Origin of the sequence: Halorussus salinus (assembly GCF_004765815.2) — an archaeon.
GTDB classification, from domain to species: Archaea; Halobacteriota; Halobacteria; order Halobacteriales; family Haladaptataceae; genus Halorussus; species Halorussus salinus.
This window is the reverse complement of the sequence record NZ_SBIS02000013.1, coordinates 146,088-168,162: the sequence shown is the minus strand read 5'-3', so window position 1 is coordinate 168,162 and position 22,075 is coordinate 146,088. Positions and strand designations below refer to the sequence as shown.

The 22,075-nt window shown below is 52.8% G+C and carries 18 protein-coding genes and 3 pseudogenes; 17 read left to right on the top strand and 4 right to left on the bottom strand.

From position 1 onward, the window contains the following. Position 1: 1 nt before the first annotated feature. Entirely contained in the window at positions 2-403 is a 402-nt protein-coding gene (locus EPL00_RS22670) for a helix-turn-helix domain-containing protein (RefSeq protein ID WP_135855045.1), read from the top strand. A gap of 136 nt (positions 404-539) precedes the next feature. After that, positions 540-1,838 (top strand): annotated as a pseudogene (locus tag EPL00_RS22665) (RNA-guided endonuclease InsQ/TnpB family protein). Here the strand turns inward: EPL00_RS22665 and EPL00_RS22660 are convergent. Beyond that, positions 1,821-3,116, bottom strand: coding sequence for a Cdc6/Cdc18 family protein (locus EPL00_RS22660; RefSeq protein ID WP_135855044.1), 1,296 nt, complete (start codon positions 3,114-3,116; stop codon positions 1,821-1,823). The pseudogene EPL00_RS22665 and the gene EPL00_RS22660 overlap by 18 nt on opposite strands. 824 nt (positions 3,117-3,940) lie before the next feature. Here EPL00_RS22660 and EPL00_RS24245 point away from each other — a divergent pair. Together EPL00_RS24245 and EPL00_RS24335 are read left to right on the top strand one after the other, a co-directional pair. Continuing rightward, a pseudogene (locus tag EPL00_RS24245) lies at positions 3,941-5,157 on the top strand (RNA-guided endonuclease InsQ/TnpB family protein). Between the two features lie 186 nt (positions 5,158-5,343). Continuing rightward, positions 5,344-5,499, top strand: a complete 156-nt coding sequence (locus EPL00_RS24335; protein WP_449405137.1) for a DUF7563 family protein — start codon at positions 5,344-5,346, stop codon at positions 5,497-5,499. Between the two features lie 457 nt (positions 5,500-5,956). Here the strand turns inward: EPL00_RS24335 and EPL00_RS22650 are convergent, their stop codons facing one another. Then, positions 5,957-6,523, bottom strand: coding sequence for a homing endonuclease associated repeat-containing protein (locus tag EPL00_RS22650; RefSeq protein WP_135855043.1), 567 nt, complete (start codon positions 6,521-6,523; stop codon positions 5,957-5,959). 331 nt (positions 6,524-6,854) lie between these two features. Between EPL00_RS22650 and EPL00_RS22645 the strand changes: the two genes are divergently transcribed. The 7 genes and pseudogenes from EPL00_RS22645 (at position 6,855) to EPL00_RS22620 (ending at position 11,818) form a co-directional block, all read left to right on the top strand. Next, on the top strand, positions 6,855-7,316 hold the full coding sequence (locus EPL00_RS22645) for a type IV pilin domain-containing protein (protein WP_135855042.1): 462 nt from the start codon (positions 6,855-6,857) through the stop codon (positions 7,314-7,316). Continuing rightward, positions 7,316-7,801: a type IV pilin domain-containing protein gene (locus EPL00_RS22640; RefSeq protein WP_135855041.1), complete on the top strand. Its 486-nt coding sequence runs from the start codon at positions 7,316-7,318 to the stop codon at positions 7,799-7,801. The genes EPL00_RS22645 and EPL00_RS22640 overlap by 1 nt, the downstream gene beginning before the upstream one ends. Before the next feature lie 303 nt (positions 7,802-8,104). Then, positions 8,105-8,401, top strand: a complete 297-nt coding sequence (locus tag EPL00_RS23925; protein WP_135855040.1) for a hypothetical protein — start codon at positions 8,105-8,107, stop codon at positions 8,399-8,401. Positions 8,402-8,415: 14 nt separating this feature from the next. Continuing rightward, positions 8,416-9,114, top strand: a complete 699-nt coding sequence (locus tag EPL00_RS24240) for a DUF4350 domain-containing protein (protein WP_368407964.1) — start codon at positions 8,416-8,418, stop codon at positions 9,112-9,114. 516 nt (positions 9,115-9,630) lie between these two features. Then, positions 9,631-9,977, top strand: a pseudogene (locus EPL00_RS22630) (zinc ribbon domain-containing protein); the annotation flags it as partial. 250 nt (positions 9,978-10,227) lie between these two features. Next, the gene (locus tag EPL00_RS22625; protein WP_135855039.1) at positions 10,228-11,310 is read left to right on the top strand and encodes a hypothetical protein; all 1,083 of its coding nucleotides are present in this window, start codon (positions 10,228-10,230) and stop codon (positions 11,308-11,310) included. A gap of 226 nt (positions 11,311-11,536) precedes the next feature. Continuing rightward, positions 11,537-11,818, top strand: a complete 282-nt coding sequence (locus EPL00_RS22620) for a HalOD1 output domain-containing protein (RefSeq protein WP_135855038.1) — start codon at positions 11,537-11,539, stop codon at positions 11,816-11,818. Between the two features lie 164 nt (positions 11,819-11,982). Here EPL00_RS22620 and EPL00_RS22615 read toward each other — a convergent pair whose 3' ends face one another. Further along, on the bottom strand, positions 11,983-13,050 hold the full coding sequence (locus EPL00_RS22615) for a hypothetical protein (RefSeq protein ID WP_135855037.1): 1,068 nt from the start codon (positions 13,048-13,050) through the stop codon (positions 11,983-11,985). 290 nt (positions 13,051-13,340) lie between these two features. Here EPL00_RS22615 and EPL00_RS22610 point away from each other — a divergent pair, with 290 nt between their 5' ends. After that, positions 13,341-15,842: a PGF-pre-PGF domain-containing protein gene (locus EPL00_RS22610; protein ID WP_162224314.1), complete on the top strand. Its 2,502-nt coding sequence runs from the start codon at positions 13,341-13,343 to the stop codon at positions 15,840-15,842. Positions 15,843-15,922: 80 nt separating this feature from the next. Here the strand turns inward: EPL00_RS22610 and EPL00_RS22605 are convergent, their stop codons facing one another. Continuing rightward, the gene (locus EPL00_RS22605; RefSeq protein WP_135855035.1) at positions 15,923-16,180 is read right to left on the bottom strand and encodes a hypothetical protein; all 258 of its coding nucleotides are present in this window, start codon (positions 16,178-16,180) and stop codon (positions 15,923-15,925) included. A gap of 415 nt (positions 16,181-16,595) precedes the next feature. Here EPL00_RS22605 and EPL00_RS22600 point away from each other — a divergent pair, with 415 nt between their 5' ends. From EPL00_RS22600 to EPL00_RS22580, 5 genes are all read left to right on the top strand, one after another. After that, positions 16,596-17,357: an ABC transporter ATP-binding protein gene (locus EPL00_RS22600; RefSeq protein WP_135855034.1), complete on the top strand. Its 762-nt coding sequence runs from the start codon at positions 16,596-16,598 to the stop codon at positions 17,355-17,357. A 115-nt stretch (positions 17,358-17,472) separates the two neighbouring features. Then, positions 17,473-18,615, top strand: coding sequence for an ABC transporter permease (locus EPL00_RS22595; RefSeq protein WP_202932751.1), 1,143 nt, complete (start codon positions 17,473-17,475; stop codon positions 18,613-18,615). Between the two features lies 1 nt (position 18,616). After that, on the top strand, positions 18,617-19,855 hold the full coding sequence (locus EPL00_RS22590) for an ABC transporter permease (protein WP_135855032.1): 1,239 nt from the start codon (positions 18,617-18,619) through the stop codon (positions 19,853-19,855). A 335-nt stretch (positions 19,856-20,190) separates the two neighbouring features. After that, positions 20,191-20,748 (top strand): metal-dependent hydrolase, encoded by a 558-nt coding sequence (locus EPL00_RS22585; protein ID WP_135855155.1) that lies wholly within the window; start codon positions 20,191-20,193, stop codon positions 20,746-20,748. Between the two features lie 96 nt (positions 20,749-20,844). Further along, on the top strand, positions 20,845-21,948 hold the full coding sequence (locus EPL00_RS22580) for a tubulin/FtsZ family protein (RefSeq protein ID WP_135855031.1): 1,104 nt from the start codon (positions 20,845-20,847) through the stop codon (positions 21,946-21,948). The last annotated feature ends 127 nt before the right edge of the window (positions 21,949-22,075 follow it).

Genomic DNA, 22,075 nt, shown 5'->3' with positions numbered 1-22,075 from the left:
CATGAGTCAAGACCGTGAACGGAACGACCACGACCAGTACGTCGGGACAATCTCCCTCGAGGACGTCGTCGAAGCCATCCGCCAAACCGACAGTCCCGTCGCCACCGCGAAAGAACTCGGCGAACTCCTCGACTGTAGCTCGGAAGCCGCCCGCCAGAAGCTAATCACCCTCCACGAACAGGGCCGAGTCGAACGCCGCACCGTCGGAGCAAACGCCGTCGTCTGGTGGCTTACCGACACCGAGGACACCATAGCCGAGATTAACCTAGACGACCCGTTCTGGGAGGCCGAGGCGCACACCGGTGACGAACACGAACCGTCGGTGAGGACGATATCGATGATATCCTCTACAGGCGGAGCAGGCCGAGTGCCTCGGGGCGTGACCCCGAGGCGGTTCACATAGCTGCAAGGAGGAAGCCCACGGCTGAAGCCGTGGGAGGAATCCGACAAACCTCGAATCAAACCACGAGCGATAGCAGTCCGCCTCCCCACGCCAACCGCAGACATTATAAATAGATAACACGATATGTGAAATACGGATGGAGGACGTGATTCGCACCGTCAAAGTCAAACTCGACGTACCCACAGAGCGGTGCGACGACCTCCATCAGACCAAAGACCAGTTCCTCCACTGTGCGAACACCACCGCAGAGTGGGCGTGGAGACACCCGAACGACTACTGCGTGACCTCGAAACAGAACGCCGAGAACGCCCTTTACGAATAACTCCGAAACGAGACGGAATTGACTGCAAACCTCGTTCAGAAAGGGGTTCGGCGTGCTATCGAGGCCACCAAAAGCGGTGTTGCCCGGCTCAAAAAAGGCGGTAAGACGAGTCAGCCGCACTTCGATGCGTGGAGCGTCGTCTATGATAAGCGAAGTGCGACGTTCCACCGCGACCACGTTTCCCTCTCAACCGTAAACGGTCGCGTCGAGTGCGACTACGTGATTCCCGACGACTCAGAGGGGACGCCAATTGGTGAGTACCTGCTAAACGAGGACTACGAGTTCCGAATGTCCACGTTACAGTACGACCGTGCCTCAGAGTCGTTCTACCTCCACGCTCGGATGCGCCGAACCACAGACGAACAAGGCCAGTCCACGACTCCTTCTGCCGCCAAGCACAGAACAGTCCTTGGTGTTGACTTGAACGTGGACGGTTCGCTCGCCGTGACTTCCACAGGCGCGTTCATCGGGAACGCAGACGAGGTGAATCATCGACGCCGAGAGTTCGAGAAGACTCGCGGGTCGATGCAACAGACTGGAACGCGGTCGGCACACTTGTCGATTCAGTCAATGAAAGACCGCGAACACCGTTGGATGCAGGACGAACTCCACCGTGCCTCGAACCGGATTCTCGAAGAAGCCCTCGACCACGGCTGTACGCATATCGCGTTCGAGAATCTGACGGATATTCGCAATCGGATGGCTGGTGCGAAGCGGTTCCACGCGTGGGCGTTCCGACGCCTCTACCAGTACGTCGAGTACAAAGCTGAGATATACGACATCTCGATCGAGCAGGTGAGTCCGGCGTACACCAGTCAGCGGTGTTCTTCGTGTGGGTTTACCCACGAAACCAATCGGCGGTCGAAGCACCAGTTCGTGTGCCAGAAGTGTGAGTACGAACTGAACGCTGATTACCACGCGAGCAAGAACATCGCTCGCAAACTTCTCAAGACGCTCCACTCGGGGCAGACGTCTTCGGGTGGAGGCGCACCCTGTCAGTGTGCGCTACCGTCAGGGACGCTGAACCTGAATGGCGATTACAACGCCTCCGTCCATGCGACGGTAGAAGGGGAGTCCACTGACAAGCCCACGACTTCAGTCGTGGGTAACTGACACCGAGTCGAGCGTCGTCGATGCCCCACCAGTATCGAACAACTCATCTAACCGCTCTTCCTCCTCAAGCGCCTCCTGCGCAAGATCCGGTCGAATTGAGAATTCGTATTCGTAATACGACCCTCCATTCGGGCCCTTGTTCTGTTCGTCCACATCGAGGAACCCTTTCAACGTTAACTGCGACAACCGATCGTGAATCGTTCTGTCTGTCCGCACATCTGCATCAATCCGCTTCGCAGCCATCACATACCGTTTATAAATCCGGTTACGCTTCGATGGGGTCTTCCCGTCCCGTTCCAATAACAACAACGCATACAACGTCAGCTTGCTCTGCGTCGGCAATCGCCGTAGCTCCTCACGAACCTTATCGCGCTCCACAATTTCATCAGCCTGTCTAACGTGCGCTTCTGTAATCACCTCCGACTCCTGGTCCCGAGCCAGATCTCCTGCTTTATACAACCGCTTCAGCGCCTGCCGAGCACTCCCCGAATCTTGTGCAGCGAACGCCGCACACAATGGAATCACATCCCCCTCCAAAATGTCAGACTGTAACTCGTAACTCCCATCATCACGTTGCTCAGCAGTTGTGCCGTGGAACGCCTCGCCAGCCCGCTGCTTCAAAATGTTCCCGAGCTCATTCGCATCGTACGGCGGGAAGTGAATCTCCTCATCAGCTAGCGAATCTTTCACCCGCGCAGAGAGGTTATCGCGGAACGTGAAATCATTCGAGATACCGATAACACCAACGTACGTCTCCTCAACATTTCCGTTATCGTTCGCTCGCGGGAGTTTATACAGAATATCGTCGTCGTTCCCAATTGCGTCTATTTCGTCGAGCACCACCAAGCAGTGCGTTGCATCGAGCGCTTCCAATTCCTCGAACAGCATATTATAAATCATGCCACTCGGGTAGCCGGTCGGCTTAATCTGTTCATCCGGCGGACGGAACTGATTGATAAGGTTCGCAGCGACCTGGTAGCTACTATTTAACGATTTGCAGTTGAGTTCGACGACGTGAATATCGACACCGTCGATTCGCTCCTGATCTTCCGTGAGTCGCTCGACGACCATTCGCGAGGAGAGTGTCTTCCCAACACCAGTTTGCCCGTACAGAAACAGGTTTTTCGGCGGTGCCCCGTTGATGACGGGTTTGAGCGCGCTCTGGTACTGATCGAGTTCTTGGTCGCGCTCGATGAGGCGGTCGGGCTGATAGCCGTCCCGTAAGACAGATTCATCACGGAAAATCGTCGAGTCAGGAGAGAACGGTTCCAAGCCCATCGTATAGATGACAGACACAGCGTGTGACATAAAACCACCGCTTCACGAGAGTCATCCGTTTCACGAGACACACCCACCGCTTCACGAGAGGAACGAGACAATTTTTCCACGCGCACGGACGTAACCCTCGACCCCCGCCCCCCACATTTCACGAGTGTTCCCGTCAGAACCTCGGGGAGGTGGTCGAGAACAAACTTTACATGAGGAAAAGTTTAAGACGGATCCAGACAAACCATATCCGCAAACTAACACAGCCAGTTTATTTCTATGTCGCTTCCAGAGGAAGGAGCGTTAGACATGATTTCGTCTACACTGTCTTCGACACCAACTCTCGTGAAAAACGGGGGGTGGGGGGCAAACCAACCACTCCTCAACACCGGCATCTCTCTCACTGATTCCCAAAATCCTCGTCAACAACCACGTTACTCCTAACCCACTATCTTCCCGTGCTTGCCCCAGTTCTTTGAGTCGCCGTTCTCGTCCTCACGGACACCAGCGAGTTTTCCGATGTTGATAAGTACTCTCTTTCGATACCACACCCCGTATTTCACGAGACACCAACCGACTTGGCACTGACACAACTCTCGTGAAAACCGGGGGCCCCCGAAACACCAACTCGTTGCCTCGCACTAAACTCTCATGAAACGCGGGGGGGGTGTCTCACCCTCCAAGGCTGACACTCCCGCACTAGCCGCCAAGACCTCCTTGACGAATTCAAATAAGTAGTGAGGCGGATTCCCCGTCCCACCGTGGGCGGGGTTGAAGCCGACACTCGTTGCCACTAACCACGAGCTATTAACTACCTCTACCATCTACTGAAACCCGTGGCAGACGACTACCTGAGACGTACCGCAATCACCCGCCCCATCCTCACCACCGAGCAACAGGACTTGCTTGATACTACCATCAGCGAGTGGAAAACTGCTTGCAACATCAGCAGTCGTATTGGATGGGAACACGGTGAAACGCGGAAAACCTACCTCCAAGACCTCGCCTACGACCCGGTGTTGGATGAAACACGTCTCGGAAGTCAACACGCGATTCTCGCCAGCCACCAAGCCGCAGTCGCGCTCGATGGTGTCGAAGCAATCAAAGACCTCGACGAACACTACAAAACGTCCCGACCGGAGTTCACCAGTAACACGATGAAATACGATACACGGACGATGACGCTGTCTGATGACGGGTCTGTTTCGCTCTCCACCGTCGATGGTTGGATTCGGTGTGACCTGAACTTCCCGGTGAAGAAGACGGGTATCAACACGAATACCTCACCGATGACAAGTGGGAAGTAACAGAATCCACGCTGTCAAAGCGTGATGGTGAGTATTACCTCCACCTCGGGTTCCGCAAAGACGAGCCTGAGAAACAGGTCGAAACACAGGATGACGACGAGGACAGGACCGTTCTCGGCGTTGACCTTGGCATCGTCAACATCGCCACCACCAGTACAGCGTACTTCGCATCCGGCAGGGAACTCAGGCACCGACATCGTGAGTTCGAGCGGATTCGCGGCAACCTCCAGCAGACCGGTACACGATCCGCCCATCGGACAATTCAGCAGATGAGCGGGAGGGAGTCACGGTATCTCCGTGACCAACTCCACCAAGTCACCAACCGAATTCTCGAAGAAGCACAGACACACGACTGCGAGTATATCGCGTTTGAGGATCTGAATCACATCCGAGAGCGTTCGCCCCCAGTGAAAATGTTCCACCAGTGGGCGCACCGACAACTTGTTGACGTCGTGGAGTACAAGGCTGAAGCCGAAGGAATTAGCGTCGAGTTTGTAGACCCGAAGAATACGAGTCGGCGGTGTCCCGAGTGTGGGCATACGAGCGAGAGGAACCGAGTGCGGCAGGCTGAGTTCGAGTGTGAGTCGTGTGGCGCGACTCAGAATGCAGATTATGTGGGTGCGAAGAATGTTGGGTGGCGGTTTGTCCGTCGCGGGCTACAGTCCTCGCGGCGGACGGGCGACAGTCAACTTGCCCTGAAGTCAGGAACGGTGACGCCGAACCGGGGATTTGTCCCGTCCGACTAACCACAGTCGATAGAGGCCGAGTTCACTGACAAGCCCCGCGCCACCGTGCGCGGGGCAGTTGACCAAGACTAGACGCGTAGGTATGACACCAACTGTAGATTTTCCTATAGTTAACTTGGAAACTCGAATGTCTCTAAATGGAAATTACCCACAAAGAATATTTAGGTACAACGATAGGTCGCGCATATGCCTAAGTGCCAGAACTGTGGTGGATTCGTCACCAAGCGATATGTAAGAGTATTCACCCCAACTGAGGTCGAGAAACCACGAGTGTGTCCGTCATGTGAAGACCTCATCAGAGACGGAGCAGAGGTCCGACAAACACGAACACCTCGTAATTAGCTACAAATCTGTCTCATTGCAAACCCTCAGAAAGCATGTTTATCTATCTGCTGCCTTGAAAAGGCTATACCATCTTATTGACCTCCTCCACGCCGTAAACGGCGTGGAATCCCGCCACGGGATTTCGGTCGTGTGACCTTCGAGGTTCCAACCCGCACTCGGAGGGAACCCGTGACACACTGACGACGGTCTCCCTTTCTCCCTCGTAGGGCTGTGGCCCGGTCAATGAGGCCCCATCGAATTCCGTGTCATCGCCGGGTGAACTAACACAGTTCACCACCCCTTGTAGTTCGGGTCGACATCCCACCGAGTTCATAGCAGTTTATAAGAGACGGATCGGGACACATACCTAACGTTTGTAGTTGAAACCCCATCTATGGCAGAATACGATGTTAGTTCCATCGGGCTTCCCGCGTGACCTCCGCCAGAAGACGGAAGTATGCGCTCGCAATCTATATCATCTCAGTAAGTTCGCTTCGTCAAGTGCGTCCAACCAACTGCCGAACCGCCGGTGATACGTGACAGGGGCGTGTGCACCATATTCCTGCATATCGTTCGCGCGGGGGACTCGTTCTAACTCACGGGCAAGCCGCCGGAGCTCCCGTTTCAATTCGTCCTCTGAAAGGCGACGCGTGCCAAGCATAGCTTGCTCAAGCGCCTCATTCCAAGAGCCAAAGCGATTCTGATAGACCGTATCTGAATATTGACCATGTTCTTTCATATCCGCGCGCGTGGGCGAGCGCTCGAGAATACTGGCGAGTCGTTGGAGTTCTGCAAGGAGCTCACGGTCAGGAATTTGCTTCGAGCCCATTTCCTCGGGGTCAAGGCCAGCGTCTTTCAGGGCTGTTTCCCATGTGTCGTATTCTTCGACGTACTGTTTTGGGTGAATGTCTGTCTGGTCGTCGTTGTGGAAGTCGACGACGGTGGGGGTTTTTCCAGTGCGTGCGGCCACGGCCTGCAGTGTGGCTCGGAGGCGATCTCGGTCTAGGGTGTCCTCCGATCCGGGCGTGGCTGGGTGACTCATTTGGTTGTTCTTTGATGGTCTGCTTGCTTAAATCTCTCTTTTGTATGATTGATATTTCGAAGTATGTTTTTTGATGAGGATTTTAGTCTTTCGGGGAGTCTATTCTATGGCAAAGTGGCAGATAGATAATCTCGTTTTCAGGTAAAGAAGTATTTATATACTATTGGTGAGAACGGTCGAACTAAGCACGTGACAACGATAGAGAAGTGCCGGACGGGGCGGCATGACAGGTCTCCCCTGCCGACGAGTACCCGTTTCTCGTCATCCGGCTTAAAGGGTGCGGCCACTTCTCACACGTGAGAACGTGCTGGAAAACGGAGAAACACAACACATGAACCTCAAAGCACTCTTCGAAGACGACGGCGCAGTCAGCCCCGTCATCGGCGTCATCCTCATGGTGGCGATCACGGTGATTCTGGCCGCCGTCATCGGCACATTCGTCCTCGGACTCGGTGACCGAGTCAGCCAAGCACAGCCCAATGCTCAATTTAGCTTTGAGTACGGTAACAATGGAAGCGCAGACTTCACAAACATTACGCACGACGGTGGAGAAGGCGTTGAATCGTCCCAGCTATCTGTCCAAATTGGTGGAAATACAATGTGGACTGACGGTGAGACGAAGAATGTGAGCACCGACACTTGGTCAGGATCGAAAATCACCGCTGGCGCAACTGTCGAAATTCACGATGAGGAAGATGGTGACATAGAAGATGGAGAGACTGTTAAGGTCATTTGGACTGCTAGTGGCAGCGACAAAACGGCTGTCATTGGTGAATCTGAGGTGTCTCTCTAATGCAACTCAACGAACTCTTCGCCGATGACGACGCGGTCTCACCTGTTATTGGTGTTATCTTAATGGTTGCAATTACAGTAATTCTAGCAGCTGTCATCGGAACTTTTGTTCTAGGTCTTGGCGACCGTGTGCAAAGTGCACAACCCACTACGACTTGGTCATTTGATTACGCGAACGGCATTGATATAGATGGAGATTCTGGACCTGAACAGTTCGCAAACATCACACACGATGGTGGTGACGCGATTGATTCTGCACGACTAAAGGTCCAAATTGGTGGAGAAACTGCTTGGACTAGTGACGGTGCTTCCAATTACGCTACTACCACTACTAATTGGGCCGGTGAACTCGGTGCAGGTGACCGTGTTGAAATTTATAATGGAAGCTCTTCCACGATTGATGACGGTGAAGCCGTAAAAATCATCTGGACCGCTCAGGGGAGCGACAAGACAGCTGTCATCGGTGAATCAGAAGTCAACCTCTAAAACCCTAACCGCTCTATCGAATCTCTGTGCTTAGCGATTCTGTAGTAGACTCTTATTTCGGCTGCTTTGCTACGTACAACTGGGGTTAGTATGTTTTCGACATTGTCTGCTTGCGACTGAGTGTGTCGAATTCCTGTCTCTCATAACGCAACTCTTGGTAGGCTAATAGGGCAATCACTAGTTTTAAATGATGAAAAGATATCAACCATACCGCCTCCATCTATATCATTAAAAATTAAATAACTATATAATAAAATAATAATGGTCTATATGTCAAACCGGGGATCGACATGTTTGTAATGAATGGCTCGGTTGCGTAGCCTATATGCTACACAGCGGCGATTCCGATTCGTTTACGGATTCACCGCGTGGATGCTCCTCGCGGTCTTCGTCCTTACTCTCCTTAGCTCGGTTACCCTTGAACTCGTTTTCGTCCTCTCATTGATTGGGTTTCTGATTACTGTGGAGTTGACTGCTCCGTTTTCGGTTACCCCACAGTGGCGTCGACGTCTCAAGTGGATTATTGGCTTTGGGCTGCTTGTCTTTGGGCTCATCGTCGTCCGTCGAATTCTTACAATCCTTCCACCAGGGGTGATATAGATGCAGGCTGAGTCATTCCTCTCGCCGAAACGGCTTCTCATCGGATTCACCGTACTCACAGTTGTGACCTTCTTTGTTGCGGCAAGTACGTCCACTGGCGCAACAACGACCATTGCACGGGAGACGACCGCTTACGGTCAGACACTACCAACGGAAACGATTGGGGTGTTCTCTCACCGGACCAACCATATACGCCTAAGGAACGCCAGCGGATCGACTCTTTCATTCAAAATGGAGGGACACTCATCATCGCTGGTGATTATGCCGACCAGACAAACTGTCTCCTCGCTGGTCTCGACACAGAAGCGCGCTTGGACGGCCAGCCACTGCGAGATGAACAGATCAACTATCGCTCCCCTGCGATGCCGGTCGCCAACGATGTCACAAACCAATCATTCTTCGTGAATGTTTCTTCGGTGACTCTGAATCACGGGACTGCCGTCAACCCCAATAATGTCTCAGTCCTAGTTAGCAGCTCCAAGTTTGCATATCTCGATACGAATCAGAATGCGGAACTTGATTCGAATGAAACGGTTGGCTCGTATTCAGTTGTGACAAGCGAGGAACTTGGGGACAGGAACGTCATTGTCGTCGGTGATCCAGGCCTCCTAATTGATACGATGCTTGATCAGTCGGATAATCGTGCATTCGTGCGTGCGCTCTTTATCCCACACGAGTACGTCATCCCTTGCAGTTCGTCGGCGGGCTACTAGGCACACTGCCCATTCTTGGCGTTCTCCAGACTAACGCACTAACGGCGCTTAAACAGCGGTTGAACGGGACGCAGTCACCGCCAGACGGAGTCAAAGTGAGCGAGGAGGAGCTGGGCGACTATCTCCGCGCTGAACACCCCCAATTGGGATGAAGAACAGATTCAACGTATTGTGGCGGCGCGCCGTGACTTCTCGGATTTAAGGCTGACTGAAGACTAATCTCTACGTGTCAAGGTCGGGATCACCGTACTTTATCAATTAGTAGTAAGACGCTCTCGCGCAATGATAACCCTTGTTTTCGCAAAGGAGTCATCACGCCCGGTGTGGGCGTGATGACGAGTTGAACCATTACCGAATGACAAATTCGGTACTGCACCTTGCGGTGCATATCAGTAAACATTGTTCACAATAATAAAATGACGGGGTAGTTTTAGGTTCGACCGGCTGTCCATACTGTCAACCTCTCACGACTGAAGTTGTGGGCTTTCCACTTGAACCACTGAGATCTGGGTTCGCAATAAGAGACTCCACGGCTGGGAGTTCGACCGGTTTACGAACCTACTTAAATACAAAGCGGAAAAACACGGTCTCCTTGTTGACCGTGTAGACGAGGAGAACACAAGCAAGACGTGTTCGTATTGCGGACAGATCCGTGATGGCAACCGTGTGGAGCGCGGTCTGTACCTCTGTGCACCGTGCGAAACGACGATGAACGCAGACGCGAACGGTGATCCGTCGAAAGATACCTCAGAGTCCCCCGACGGGAGATAGGAGTACCGGCTGGTTGGCACAGCCTGGAGTCTTCCTATTCGACCGCGAGAGCGGGTCGTTCAACACGAGAGCAGGGAGACTGCAAACCCTAATATCCCACCGCTCGGGATTCCTCCGCCTTCAGCCGGAGGATGTCAATATGCTGTTGCCGTTCCCAAACAAGGTGAAGCGTTCACCGAATTCTACGTGTTAACCGAAAATGAGACTGGAGAGCTTCATTTTTCATGTAGTTGCTATACGTATTTCTAAGCCAGTCAATTCTTTAATAACTTAGCACAGCTAGTTGAACCTTAACAATAAGTTTTTTGGCCGTGAGTTAACGTTTCTACGTAGATCACTAACATGACCACTCCTCAAACACTCCGAGATCTCGCAACCCTCATCGAGACCATGGAGAACACTTCCCTATCGGTCGGCGGTGTCGAACAATCCAACTCAACCCTCATTGACGGCAAAACACTCACTGCAACCCTTCCTCTCCAACTCAGCGGACTCTCAACGACAGACATCACCGGCTCACTATCAATTACGCTCCCAGACGGCACAACGATTGAAGCGGACGAGAATGAAATCGAAATCCCACTCACAGTCGAAATCAATCCACAGACGGAAACCCAGGTCACAAAAAAAGAACAGGTCACCGACGGTGGCATTACAGCTACTGCTGAAGACTACCCACAAAACGTCACCGTCGAACCCGCACTGACGGCCAACCGAAATCAGGACACCCCCGAACCCACCAACCCTCAAGGAGAAGAAGAACGCACACCCGAAGTCAATGAAGAAGTCGACCCCCATCGGAACCCAAAGCGGCTTCGGGAAGTCTACAATGAACATGAGACGTTTCCCGAGATGACTGAGGCGCTTGGCGTTGATGTCACCCCCCAGACGGTCCGCCACCACATGATCAATCACGGCATCCACCAGCCGAACGCAAAAAAGACCGAACCAAACACCACTGAGGACGATACCCGCAAGTCGAGCGAACGAGACTCCCAGAACGCAGACCGAGATCAAGCTAGCCCTCCTGAGGGGGGAAATCCACGGTCAAGCTCGGCTGAAAAACCGGCTGAGGTGAACGTCGACCAGCCAGCTACAGATTCAACAACTGACCTAGAAGAGGCCACAACCGAGGGTGAGAGTCCGACTGAAGCAAATTACGATGAATCAGCGACGGCGAAGGACGTCGAGTTCCCTTCCGAACTTGACGTTCCCTCACAGGTCACTGTTGAGAACTTCAGTACTGCCATCCAGCAGTCGAACACATTGTTCGAAGTCCAACGAGAACTTCGGATTAATCGATCGACAGCACGACGCCTCCTCCAAGAGCTAAACTTACTCGAATTTGTGAGCGGGCGAATGGCCAAAGCCGATGAAAGAGACATCACTATTGCTCAAATCAAAGAACGAATCCATGAAGTGTGAACTATCCGTCCTCAACGAGCGAGGGGCGAGTAGCCTTGAGAGCGGTAAGACAAGGTAATCAATTTCTGGATAACTCTCTGTACGAGATAGTTCACGGCACGCTGTGACATTCCTCAGATGAACGGTGGGAGCCTCTCTTCTAAGAAAAATATAGGCTGAAGAAATCAGATATATAGTAAACTATTTTATTTATCATTGTATGGTTATTTCTAGGAGAAGATAACTGATGGCTATAACCGACCCAAGCGAGGAGGACATAATATATCAAAGAAATGTGGAGAGAGCTAACGACCTCATCCCGGAGGTGGTCACAGCCCTCACAACAGTAACTGGCCAAACTCCGCGAGAAATTGGACCACTGAACGAGGCAGTCGACCCAGACGCACTCCTCACACTCTTCTCACGGCAAGACTCAGGATTAATTAAATTCGAACTCGCAGACTGCCACGTCACCGTGTACGCAGACGGCAAAATCACCGTTGAAGAAATAGACAATATCGAATCATAAACTTGTCGTGAACTTACGCCCAAGAGTTCATACTTTCACGATTGATTCACCTCGCTATAATCAACAAGTAGTAGGTCTGTAAATCTAAAATATGGCTCAAGAGATGATTTGCGTCTGTCAAGACTGCAGACAAGAATTTGTTCCAGATAAAGGAAAGATAATTCTTATCGGCGGGAAAGAAGTATTCCAATCGCCACCAGTGCCATTATTGCCGTGCTAATCTCGAACCCTGGAATTCCTTCTTGAGAATTCGTCGTTGTGGACGTATTTGTCGTCGTTTTATTTGGCGTGATGAGTGAGGAACTAGTTGTTTTCTTCGTTGGTGTCGATGTCTGAGTGGTGGTCGTGGAGGTCGTTGTTTGGGTCGAAGTCGGTGACTGCTGAGACGTTGTGGTGGTCAGGTTTTCTATTGTCTGCGTGGTTGTCGGCCGTGTGGTTGTGGTCGTATCTGTAGACTTAGAGCTGGATCCAGTTTGTCCGGTATTACTGTTTGAGTCACTAGTGGTCGACGTCGTTGTCCCTTGTTTGCGGACAGTCAGGCTACTACTGTGACTAATCCCGAGGATTTCTTTCTTGCCTTCCTTGAATGCCGTGTTGCTCCCTTGCACGTAGGCATATAGTCGGTGGTCGCCTGTTGGAATATTTTCGAGCGAGATTGATGCCTGATATGACGTTGAGCTTCTTTTTTCTGCTTGGACTCTTTTTGTTTTCTCACCAGTTGTGAAGACGACATAGACTGCGTTTGGGGATTCTACGTCTGCACTCTTTGTCGCTGAAACGTCGACTGTGACTATAGACTCTGGTGTGGTTGTGCTTGGAGCATCGACACTGATGTCATAGCCACTTACGACGACCGGAAGTATGTCTTTGTACTCACCATTCTTGTACAGGAGCAGCATGTATGACCCCGGTTTGTATCCGGTGAAGTCGAAGGTGACTTGACTGTCTCCCGTCCCATCTCTATCAGTGGTGACCTGGCGTTTCCGATTCCGGAGTTGAATGGTGTAGTCTGTTTCATCTGGGGCAGAGACCGAGACGGATAGTGTTCTCCCGGGGGCTGTTTTTGCGATGTTTGACACTGTGTGTTGGGTACCATCAACGGTCACCTGCCTCGTTGGTGTGTCCACACTGCTAGATGCAGAAATCGTATATGAGTCGGTGAGTGCGGCGGGGTTTCCACTACTAAGACAGAGTCCTAATATCAGCATTCCAAAAATGAGATGACGTTTCATAGCGTGTTAATCCGTTCTGAGGAACCGCAAATAAATATTTTTCTATCGCGATGAGCCTCTTGGAGAGCAAAGAAGAATAGTGATGGAAATTCTGGAAAAGAACGTTTGATGTTTTGTGGTGTTTTCTAACAGAGAAAACCTTATTGTTGTTCGTTTTGAGACATCCACTAAGACTATAGATGTTCAATAAACCAATCAAAGGATTGAGTCAATTCATAACCTTATCAATGGTTGTGATGCTCGTCCTTGCACCGCTTACAGTGCCGGTCGGTGCTACATCCAATTGGACGGTGCCCGACGACGAAACAATGACTGCCGGAAATGTATCCGTTTGGGAGCAATCAATTCTCCCACTCCGAACTGATACGTCAAACGCAGATACGCAGATCGACAATGCTGCGTGGTATATTGAACGGCCCAACTCCGACTTCAGTTCGGACAGTGTTTCGCTCAATAAAGATACGATTGGTGTCTTCAAAGCCGGGGAAGAAATCACGGTTGAGTTCAACGGGGATTATACCTCGAAATCTGGTAGCCTTGCAGGCGAAAAACTGACCATCGTTGCTGCACGAGTCAGTCCCTCACCGACGACCACGTATCCGAGCATCAACTCCTATGAGGATGTTATGGAGGTTATCGATACCACCTCCCGGGATGATGTGCAGGACCGTGCGACGGAGGAAAAACTGAACAGAAATGTCACGTTCTACGAGAAAAGCCTCCTGGAAATTAACACCGATAGTCTCGGCACCTATACGTTCACGCCGCCGAAGTCCGGTGAATACGTGTTCTTTGTCGCAAATGGGGAACCAGCCAACTCAGGGCTGAAAATCGACGATAAGAACCTTACTGTGACCGGTGAACCGACAATTGTGGGTGTCGAGCGTGCTATGGTCCACAACCAGCCGTCGAGTGCGTCACTCTCAACGTCTAGTCCTGCACGCGGTGACACTCTAACGTTCAAGATGAACGACATATCCTCAATGGATGGGGACAACGTTCAGCAGGCTGTCCTTGTCTACGACGAGGAGACTGGCTTTGAGGACCAGATGTTTAAACTACGCGTTGAGGGGAGCCCGTCGACCATTTCCGAACTCTCTGAAAGCACGACGCTCAAACACTCTATTAGTGAGGTCAACGGCGTCGCCCATGTTGAAGACGGCACTACGTTCTTTGACAAGGACGTGTCCCGGCGAAACGTGGGCTCATATGGGGTTACCTCACTCATGGATTTCGTAAAGGAGAATACGGACCGAACAATTCCGGAGACCGAGGCGATTCATGACTCGGGAGCGGGCGATCCGACTCTCGACGGATCGGTGACCGCGGTCACTGGAAAAGACAGCACGATTAATGTTCAGACGCTGACGAACTGGTCGTCGGACACCTACCGCTGGGTTCACGTCGCAGTCAACGAAGACGGTGACATCCGGACCAAGACGGATACGTTCGACCTAGAAAAATCGTACATTGGTGTCTCCAATATCCAGTTGCCGTCGAAGAAACCCAAGGCTGGAAAATCCTTCACCGTCAGCGCCGAAATCCATAATACCGGAAACGAGAAGCTCACTAACGAAGATGTGTGGCTAGAGTACCGAAAGGAAGGCTCGACCGACTGGAACCGAATCACTGACGAGAAGGTCGACCTCGATGCCGATGAAACGAAGACTGTTGACCTGACTGGTGCAATCCCGAAGAAGGGTACGTATGAAATCCGAGTCAACGGTAAAATCGCAACCGACACCCTTACTGTGAAAGCTAAAGACGGCGGTGGTGGCAGTAATCCAGGTAGCCCCGGTGGCGGCGGTGGCGCTGGAGGACTTGAACCGCCGCAGTCCGTTGAGACAGTTCAACAATCCGACGGTAGTGCCGTTGCTGACATCCGAGGCGGTCAGGCAGGCGACAATGTTCAGATTAGCATCCCCAGCAAGCAGGCGACGCAGGTGAGCGGCGTCAGCTTCGAGAGTCTAAATGTGAAGCTGAAGAACGGAAACGCGCACTTCAAGTTCGCCATCAATTCCTTCTCCAGTAGGCCTTCTTCGGTGCCGTCGGATCCGTCCGGTGTCACAGTGAAGGGCTATTTGCAAGTTGAGAAGGAACTCATCTCGAATGCTGACATCGAAGAAGCGACGTTCCGCTTCGGCCTGTCGTCGAGTCAATTGAGCGAGTACAGCACGCCGAACAACGTCGTGCTGTACCGCTACCACGACGGCTCGTGGCAGGAGCTTGAAACCACGTTCGTCGGGCAAGAAAACGGCCAGTACAAGTTCGAGGCCGTGACACCTGGCTTCTCGGTGTTCGCAATCGGCGAGAAGCAACCCTCGATTAGCGTCTCGAGTGCTGAACTCGGTCGCTCGACAGTCACCGTCGGTGAGACGGTGGACGTGACTGCCGAACTCACAAACGACGGCAATGGCGAAGGCACCTACACCGCCGAACTCACTGTCGATGGTGACGTTGTTGCGACGAAAGACGTGACTGTCAAGGGCGGCGAAACGAAGACGGTGACCTTCAACTACGAAGCCAGTGAGACGGGCAAGTTCGAGGTTTCGGTTGACGATGCCTCCGCTGGCACGCTCACGGTCGTCGAGGAAGGCGATGCTGGTTCGGATTCCGACGGATCGGATTCCGATGAGACGACGACCTCGGCTGGACCGGATGAAGAAGAGGACGATGACGACGGTGGCATTGGTGCTCTCGGCATCTCGATTGCCGTCCTCCTCATCCTCGGCCTCATCGGTGGTGGACTCTACTACTTCCGCGACGAGGTCCAGATGTACCTCAGTAGCTAAGCTCGAAAGTCAGCAATCCCCCTTCGACTCGGCGTTCTTCTTTCGGAGTTCCGGTGGTCAGCTGGTAGTCTCTTCTCGCGCTACTCTTGGTCAGGAGTTGGTTGGGATTGTCCGTCCTCTTTCAGGTAATAGTACATCGAGAGGGTGATGAGAGGGGTGACGATGAGCCAGAGAACGTATTCAAACCACATCTCCTCAAAGACGTTAATTTGCAGTGAAACTTGGCCGCCTTGATAGAAGGCAAGCCACCACACAAGGTAGACAAAGACACTAAGCGCGAACATCGAGAAAATACCGAGGATTTCGATAACCTCCTTGAGCGTCGATTTCGAGACCATTGGTAAATTGGAATGTCGGGGGATTCTTTGGGGCGATTCAGTGGTTTTCAGCTCGCTATTTCGAGGAGTGGTTGAAGACGGCCCACTGAAAGCATGCATCATATCATGCCGTACCCGGGTTTTGTTGTATGGGCCCTGAGATATGCTAAGCCCCGGCTCACCCCTGTTAGCGTCAAATTGAGCCGGTTTGATTGGATGAGTGCTGGGTTGGTATACCGGACTGCATTGAATTCATCTCTGTTGGCGCCGTTAATCCGTGGTTGGTAGACCGAGTACGAAACGAGAACCGATACATCGAGGACGTCTCAATGCTCGAACCAGCAGTACGGTAACATTTAACTGTGGTTCCTCGAAACGGTCAGAACAACCGAACTGTAGGGTTTCGCTAGCCCCCACTCAATTCGTTAAGCAAGCTATGCAACACCAAAACGCCCCCAACTCCACATCGGACACTCACACCGCTGGCCCTGTAATTGCAGAATGTGAGAACGTCACCCGAACATACACACGCGGTGGCTCACGCCGATTCTTCGGTTCATCATCAAGCGAACGGCCCACTGTGACCGCCCTTGAAGACGTAAGTCTCTCCGTCCATCGTGGTGAAATCATTGGGCTCGCAGGACCGAGCGGTAGCGGAAAATCGACACTCCTCCACCTGCTTGCTGCACTCGACACCCCAACTGATGGGACAGTCACCGTCGATGGACAAGATACAGGTAGTCTGTCTGGTCGAGCGCGAACACGACTCCGACTCTCAACAATTGGCATTGTCTTCCAACGCTTCCATCTGCTTCCCGCGCTCTCTGCAAAATCGAATGTCGCCCTTCCACTGGTTGAGCAGGGCCTCGGTAAACAGGCGCGCCACGACCGTGCGACTGACCTCCTAGAGAAGGTCGGCCTTGGTGATCGAGCGTCGCATAAGCCCGGTGAATTGAGTGGTGGAGAACAACAGCGGGTTGCTATCGCACGCGCGCTCGCGACAGATCCTGATCTCATCATCGCAGACGAACCAACCGGCGAGCTTGACACCACGACTGCGGGCGCGATTCTCGAGGTGTTCGAGGATCTTGCGGACGACCGCGCGGTCGTTGTCGCATCGCATGACGACCCGACGCTCGCGATTGCTGATCGGCGAATCGACCTGCAGGATGGACGCGTGGTACCCAATGGCGACTAACTCAGGCCCATCACACGGACGTCCGTCGCGAGTGAAGCGATGGCTCGGACTCGTTGGCGTTGGACTCCGCCGTGTCCGCGAGAAAGCCCTCGTCACCGAGTCTCGTCGGATAGCGTTGAGCGTCAGTGGTGTTGCTATCGCGATCGCGCTCATGCTCATCGTCACCGGTGTTGCACTCGGCCTGTCCTCTCAGACCACTGTGGGTGGTGACTCCGTCGATTATTGGATCACACCAGAAGCAGGCTCGACCTCCACCATGGTTGTCTCCACAGAGGGCCCACAGTTCGGTGCCGTGCATGCGACGACCGAGCGGCTTACTCGGAACGAAGAGGTTGCGTATGCCACGCCAGTACTCATGCACGCAATGGAGATGCACACACCCGGTGGTGAAGACGAGAGTAAGTACATCATCGTCATCGGTGTTGTCGCACAGTCCGACGTGGAGGTCGCTGGGTTGTCTGCTGGACCATTAACGCCTGGTGACCCCTACTACGCAAATGGCTCCTACAATGGGACGTGGACTGAAGAAGCCGTAGTGTCGCCTGCTGCCGCAGAACTCCTCGGTGCGACGAATGGCACGTCCTTGATTCCCACTCGAGGAGCACAGGGTAATCAGACGCTCACGGTGAGTTCGATTGGCAGTGAGGATGTGAGTACTGGGATGGGCCAACTCCCCGTCATCCTCGTGCATCTGAGCGAGATTCAGCAGTTGACGGGCGCGACAGATGGCGACCAAGCAGACCAAATCCTGGTTGATACGAACTCGCGTAACGTGAAATCCGAGTTGGCGGATGTCTATCCGCGCTCGACAGTGATGGCTCGGAGTGGACTTACTGCAAAGAGTATGTCTTCGGGGCTCCCGCTTGCAATGAGCGTGGCAGCCCTGTGTGTGGCCGTTATCGTTGGCACGCTCTTTGTCGGCACGACGATGGGACTTGAGATTACGGCTGACCAACAACAGTATGCGTTACTAGGTGCACTCGGGCTTCCATGGCGCAGTCGTGCCGTCGTTGTGTTGGTACAGGCACTGACGGTGACCATTGTAGGTGGAATCTTCGGACTCGGATTAGGATATCTCGGTATTGAGGTAACGAACCACCTCGCCCAGGAGTACATCGCACCGACTGCCATCGCCGTTGCTCATCCCATGCTGGGGGTGTATGGCGTTGGTGTCGCCATTTTGATCGGGTTGCTCGCCGCGCCGTACCTTCTGTGGCTCACCAAGCGAACGTCGATCCTCGACCAACTCAACACCTAACATGCGTCCACTCACCAAACTTCGCGCCGTTCTCGGCATCACGGTCGCACAGCTCACCCACGAACGAACACGAACCGTACTAGCCATCTTCGGAATTGCACTTGCCGTCCTCTCAACGACACTGCTGGCGAGTGTCGGATACGGTGTCGTCGAGACCGGCCAACAGAAATTCGACGCATCCGGCCGCGATCTCTGGATTACCGGAGGACCCGTGCAGTTAGCTCCTGGGAGCGTGGGTGGGTTCGAGAACACACTCACGGATGCTCATGGCATCTCAAGGAATTTGACTAGTCGTGAGGACGTCCGGACCGCGACGCCGATGGCTTTCCAAACCGTTTATGTCGGGACGAACCCAGACAACCTCCAAACAATCGTAGGGACTGGCGTTCGTGGTACTGGCAGTAGTGGGGCAGCCCAAATTACAGAGGGAAAGGGATTGACCGGGAATGACCGCCACTATGCTAGTGGCAATTACGATGGGCCAATGACCCGTGAAGTCCTCATTGGGCCACGGACAGCACGACTTCTTAACGTCTCTGTAGGAGATACAATCCATCTCGGGGGAACAGTTGTGAGTGCTCGCCAGAATGAGTTTACGGTGATTGGGATTTCGCCGACGTTCTCTCGGTTCCTCGGCACCCCAAGTGTTATTCTCCGCCTGAGTGAATTGCAAGAGCTTACGGGCACGACGCAGACAGATCCTGCAACGATGATTACAATTGATCTTGAGTCGGGAGTAGATACGGCTGCTGTCGAGCAGGAGCTTCAGCAAGAGTATCCGCAGTATGATGTTCGGACGAATCAAGAGCAGTTACAGTCGATTCTCGCCGACAAAGCGGTCGTCCTCGCAAGTGGTCTCGTACTCGTCATTTTAGCTGTTCTCGCTGGCGTTGCGTTAACTGCGAATCTGCTGGCGTTGCTTGTCTACCAGCAACGCCAGCAATTAGCTGCGGCCAAAGCACTTGGTATCTCCTCATCAGTCCTCATTGGGACTGCTGCAAGTCAAGGACTCATGCTCGGCCTACTCGGTGGTGCCGTGGGTCTCGCCATTACACCGTTTGCGAGTGCTGGCTTGAACGCTCTTGCAGCTCAGCTTGTCGGATTTGAGGGACTTGTCCAGACACCAGACCTCGTATTCATCGTTGGGGCCGTTGTCGCTGTGGTGATTGGGATGATTGGTTCGCTTGTCGCAGGGTGGCGAGTCGGCCGGGTTCGGCCATTAACCCATCTCGAAAGCTAACATCATTCTATCCGAATCGTACGAGTCGTACGAATCTCACGAACCTCACAAATCGAGCGACTCGTACGAATTGTACGGACCGCTATAGTCCACACGCTAACTTAGTCAATGTCAAAGATTCTGATGCGGAAAATCGATATGCACCGAGATTAGGTCTTCGCAATCAACCCTATACCGGCCTCTTCCTATTAGAGTATTCAAATCTTCCTTTTTTAGTTAACTAGATTACACCGTATTCCAGGATGCTGTTCTCAACCCATTGCCTCCGAGAACTAGGAGAGGCTGCTGGAGAAGAAGACGAAAGAACCACAACGGTGTCTTAGAAACACGTGACCATGTGGCCATGGGGACATCTTGGCGTCGGCTACCTATGTTACATCCTCTGGGTTCAATGGAGCGACCGCCGTGAGCAGACATTCCTGACGCTCCTTGCTCTAGGATTTGGGACACAGTTTCCCGACCTCATCGACAAACCTCTTGCATGGACCTTCGACATTCTCCCCTCCGGTCGTTCCCTTGCACATTCCCTTCTCACTGCAGCAGTCATCCTCGCCGTAGCGTACTGGATCAGCCAACACCGCCGTCGAACAGACATTGTTACCGCATTCGGAATTGGCTACATCTCCCACAGTTTAGCTGATCTCGGTCCTTCTGTCGTGTTTGGACTACTCCAAGGCGATATGAGTCAACTGCAGTGGACGACGTACCTCCTCTGGCCAGTGCTTCCGTCACCACCGTATCCAAGCGATACCTCGTTCATGGAGCACTTCATGGCGTTCAGTTTTGAGCCATATGTAATCGCGCAATTCCTCCTGTTCGGAGTAGCCATTTGTGTGTGGATTGCTACAGGAATGCCCGGTCTCAATTCGATTTGGGGTCGTATCACGGACTAATCTTGTGACAATATCTGAGCTGGTGGTTGATGGCCAGAAATGAGATGTCGGTTCACGGGGAGAGTTTAAGTTCTACTCCTCGAACAGATACGTATAATGAAGGTCGCAGCTATTGGTGTCGGCGGTGCAGGTGGCCGGATTGTCGATGCCCTCGCCCAAGATAATAACCGTCGCTCAATATCGTATCTCACGGCCGCTCAGGTCCTCGACACCGACTTTGAAGCTCTATCCGAGCTCACGACAATCCCCGACGAGGCACGCCACAAACTTGGTCATCTTGAGACACATGGGACTGGGACAGATGGCGATCGGGAAAGTGGTACTGCCGCCATCAAAGAGGACCTCTCAGAAGTACGGCGTGAAATTGGGACTGCAATCACGTCTGAGACTAGTGCCATTTTTGTTGTGGCGGGACTCGGAGGTGGCACAGGCTCAGGTGCAACACCTCATTTGGTGCAAGCGCTCCGAGAAATCTTCGAGATCCCACTCTATGCTATTTCTGTCCTTCCTGCTAGTAGCGAATCGGTTCCGTCTGAAAACACGGCTCGTGGACTCAAAACGCTCGGTGAAGTCGCCGATGCCCAAATCGTCTTTGATAACGATAACTGGATTGGGAGAGGCGAAACAATCTCTGAGAACAGTGCTGAGTTGAACACTGTGCTGGCTGAACGACTCGGCACGCTCTTTGCTGCTGGCGAAGCTGAAACGGCTTCAGCTGTCGGTGAGCGCGTCATCGACGCGAGCGAGATTATTACAACACTCGAACAGAATGGTCTGGCGACAATCGGGTATGCCAAGCAAGACCTCCAAACTGATTCCGAAAAACAGACTGGGTCGATTTTAGATAATATTCGCGAACGTCTGCTTGGTGCAGAGAAAGAGGATGAGGCCGTTGATGATGTAAAAGCGATTAAGGCAGTTGAGACCACGCTACGCCGAGCGGTGAAGGGAAAACTCACCATGGAATGTAATTTATCGACTGTAGAGAGTGGTTTATTGATTGTTTCTGGTCCACCGGCTTGGCTTCATGGAGAGGCTATTGCTGACGGCCGAGCGTGGCTCTTCAAAGAGATTTCATCTACAGAGTTACGAAGTGGTGATGCTCCGATGCAGGGTGGAACACAACTCAAGATACTCGTCTTATTAGCGGGTGTCTCAGCGAATCCTCGGATTGAGGACTTGCGAGTAGTCAAGGAGTAGTGGTTTCTGCTGTTTGTGTATACCTACATTGTGTGAGAACCGGGCCGGGATTCCGGTTCGAGAACGGCAGTCCGAGCTTGTCCACCGATAACTCATACCTGCTGTGTCATAGAGACGCAAGGTGGAT

Excerpts from the sequence above, each read along its gene's own strand:
- EPL00_RS22645 (WP_135855042.1), top strand. The coding sequence starts at position 6,855 with ATGAACCTCAAAGCACTCTTCGAAGACGACGGCGCAGTCAGCCCCGTC.
- EPL00_RS22585 (WP_135855155.1), top strand. The coding sequence starts at position 20,191 with ATGTGGCCATGGGGACATCTTGGCGTCGGCTACCTATGTTACATCCTC.
- EPL00_RS22580 (WP_135855031.1), top strand. The coding sequence starts at position 20,845 with ATGAAGGTCGCAGCTATTGGTGTCGGCGGTGCAGGTGGCCGGATTGTC.
- EPL00_RS23925 (WP_135855040.1), top strand. The coding sequence starts at position 8,105 with ATGGCTCGGTTGCGTAGCCTATATGCTACACAGCGGCGATTCCGATTC.
- EPL00_RS22615 (WP_135855037.1), bottom strand. The coding sequence starts at position 13,050 with ATGAAACGTCATCTCATTTTTGGAATGCTGATATTAGGACTCTGTCTT.
- EPL00_RS22660 (WP_135855044.1), bottom strand. The coding sequence starts at position 3,116 with ATGGGCTTGGAACCGTTCTCTCCTGACTCGACGATTTTCCGTGATGAA.
- EPL00_RS22600 (WP_135855034.1), top strand. The coding sequence starts at position 16,596 with ATGCAACACCAAAACGCCCCCAACTCCACATCGGACACTCACACCGCT.
- EPL00_RS22620 (WP_135855038.1), top strand. The coding sequence starts at position 11,537 with ATGGCTATAACCGACCCAAGCGAGGAGGACATAATATATCAAAGAAAT.
- EPL00_RS22650 (WP_135855043.1), bottom strand. The coding sequence starts at position 6,523 with ATGAGTCACCCAGCCACGCCCGGATCGGAGGACACCCTAGACCGAGAT.
- EPL00_RS24335 (WP_449405137.1), top strand. The coding sequence starts at position 5,344 with ATGCCTAAGTGCCAGAACTGTGGTGGATTCGTCACCAAGCGATATGTA.
- EPL00_RS22640 (WP_135855041.1), top strand. The coding sequence starts at position 7,316 with ATGCAACTCAACGAACTCTTCGCCGATGACGACGCGGTCTCACCTGTT.
- EPL00_RS22670 (WP_135855045.1), top strand. The coding sequence starts at position 2 with ATGAGTCAAGACCGTGAACGGAACGACCACGACCAGTACGTCGGGACA.
- EPL00_RS22605 (WP_135855035.1), bottom strand. The coding sequence starts at position 16,180 with ATGGTCTCGAAATCGACGCTCAAGGAGGTTATCGAAATCCTCGGTATT.
- EPL00_RS22625 (WP_135855039.1), top strand. The coding sequence starts at position 10,228 with ATGACCACTCCTCAAACACTCCGAGATCTCGCAACCCTCATCGAGACC.
- EPL00_RS22590 (WP_135855032.1), top strand. The coding sequence starts at position 18,617 with ATGCGTCCACTCACCAAACTTCGCGCCGTTCTCGGCATCACGGTCGCA.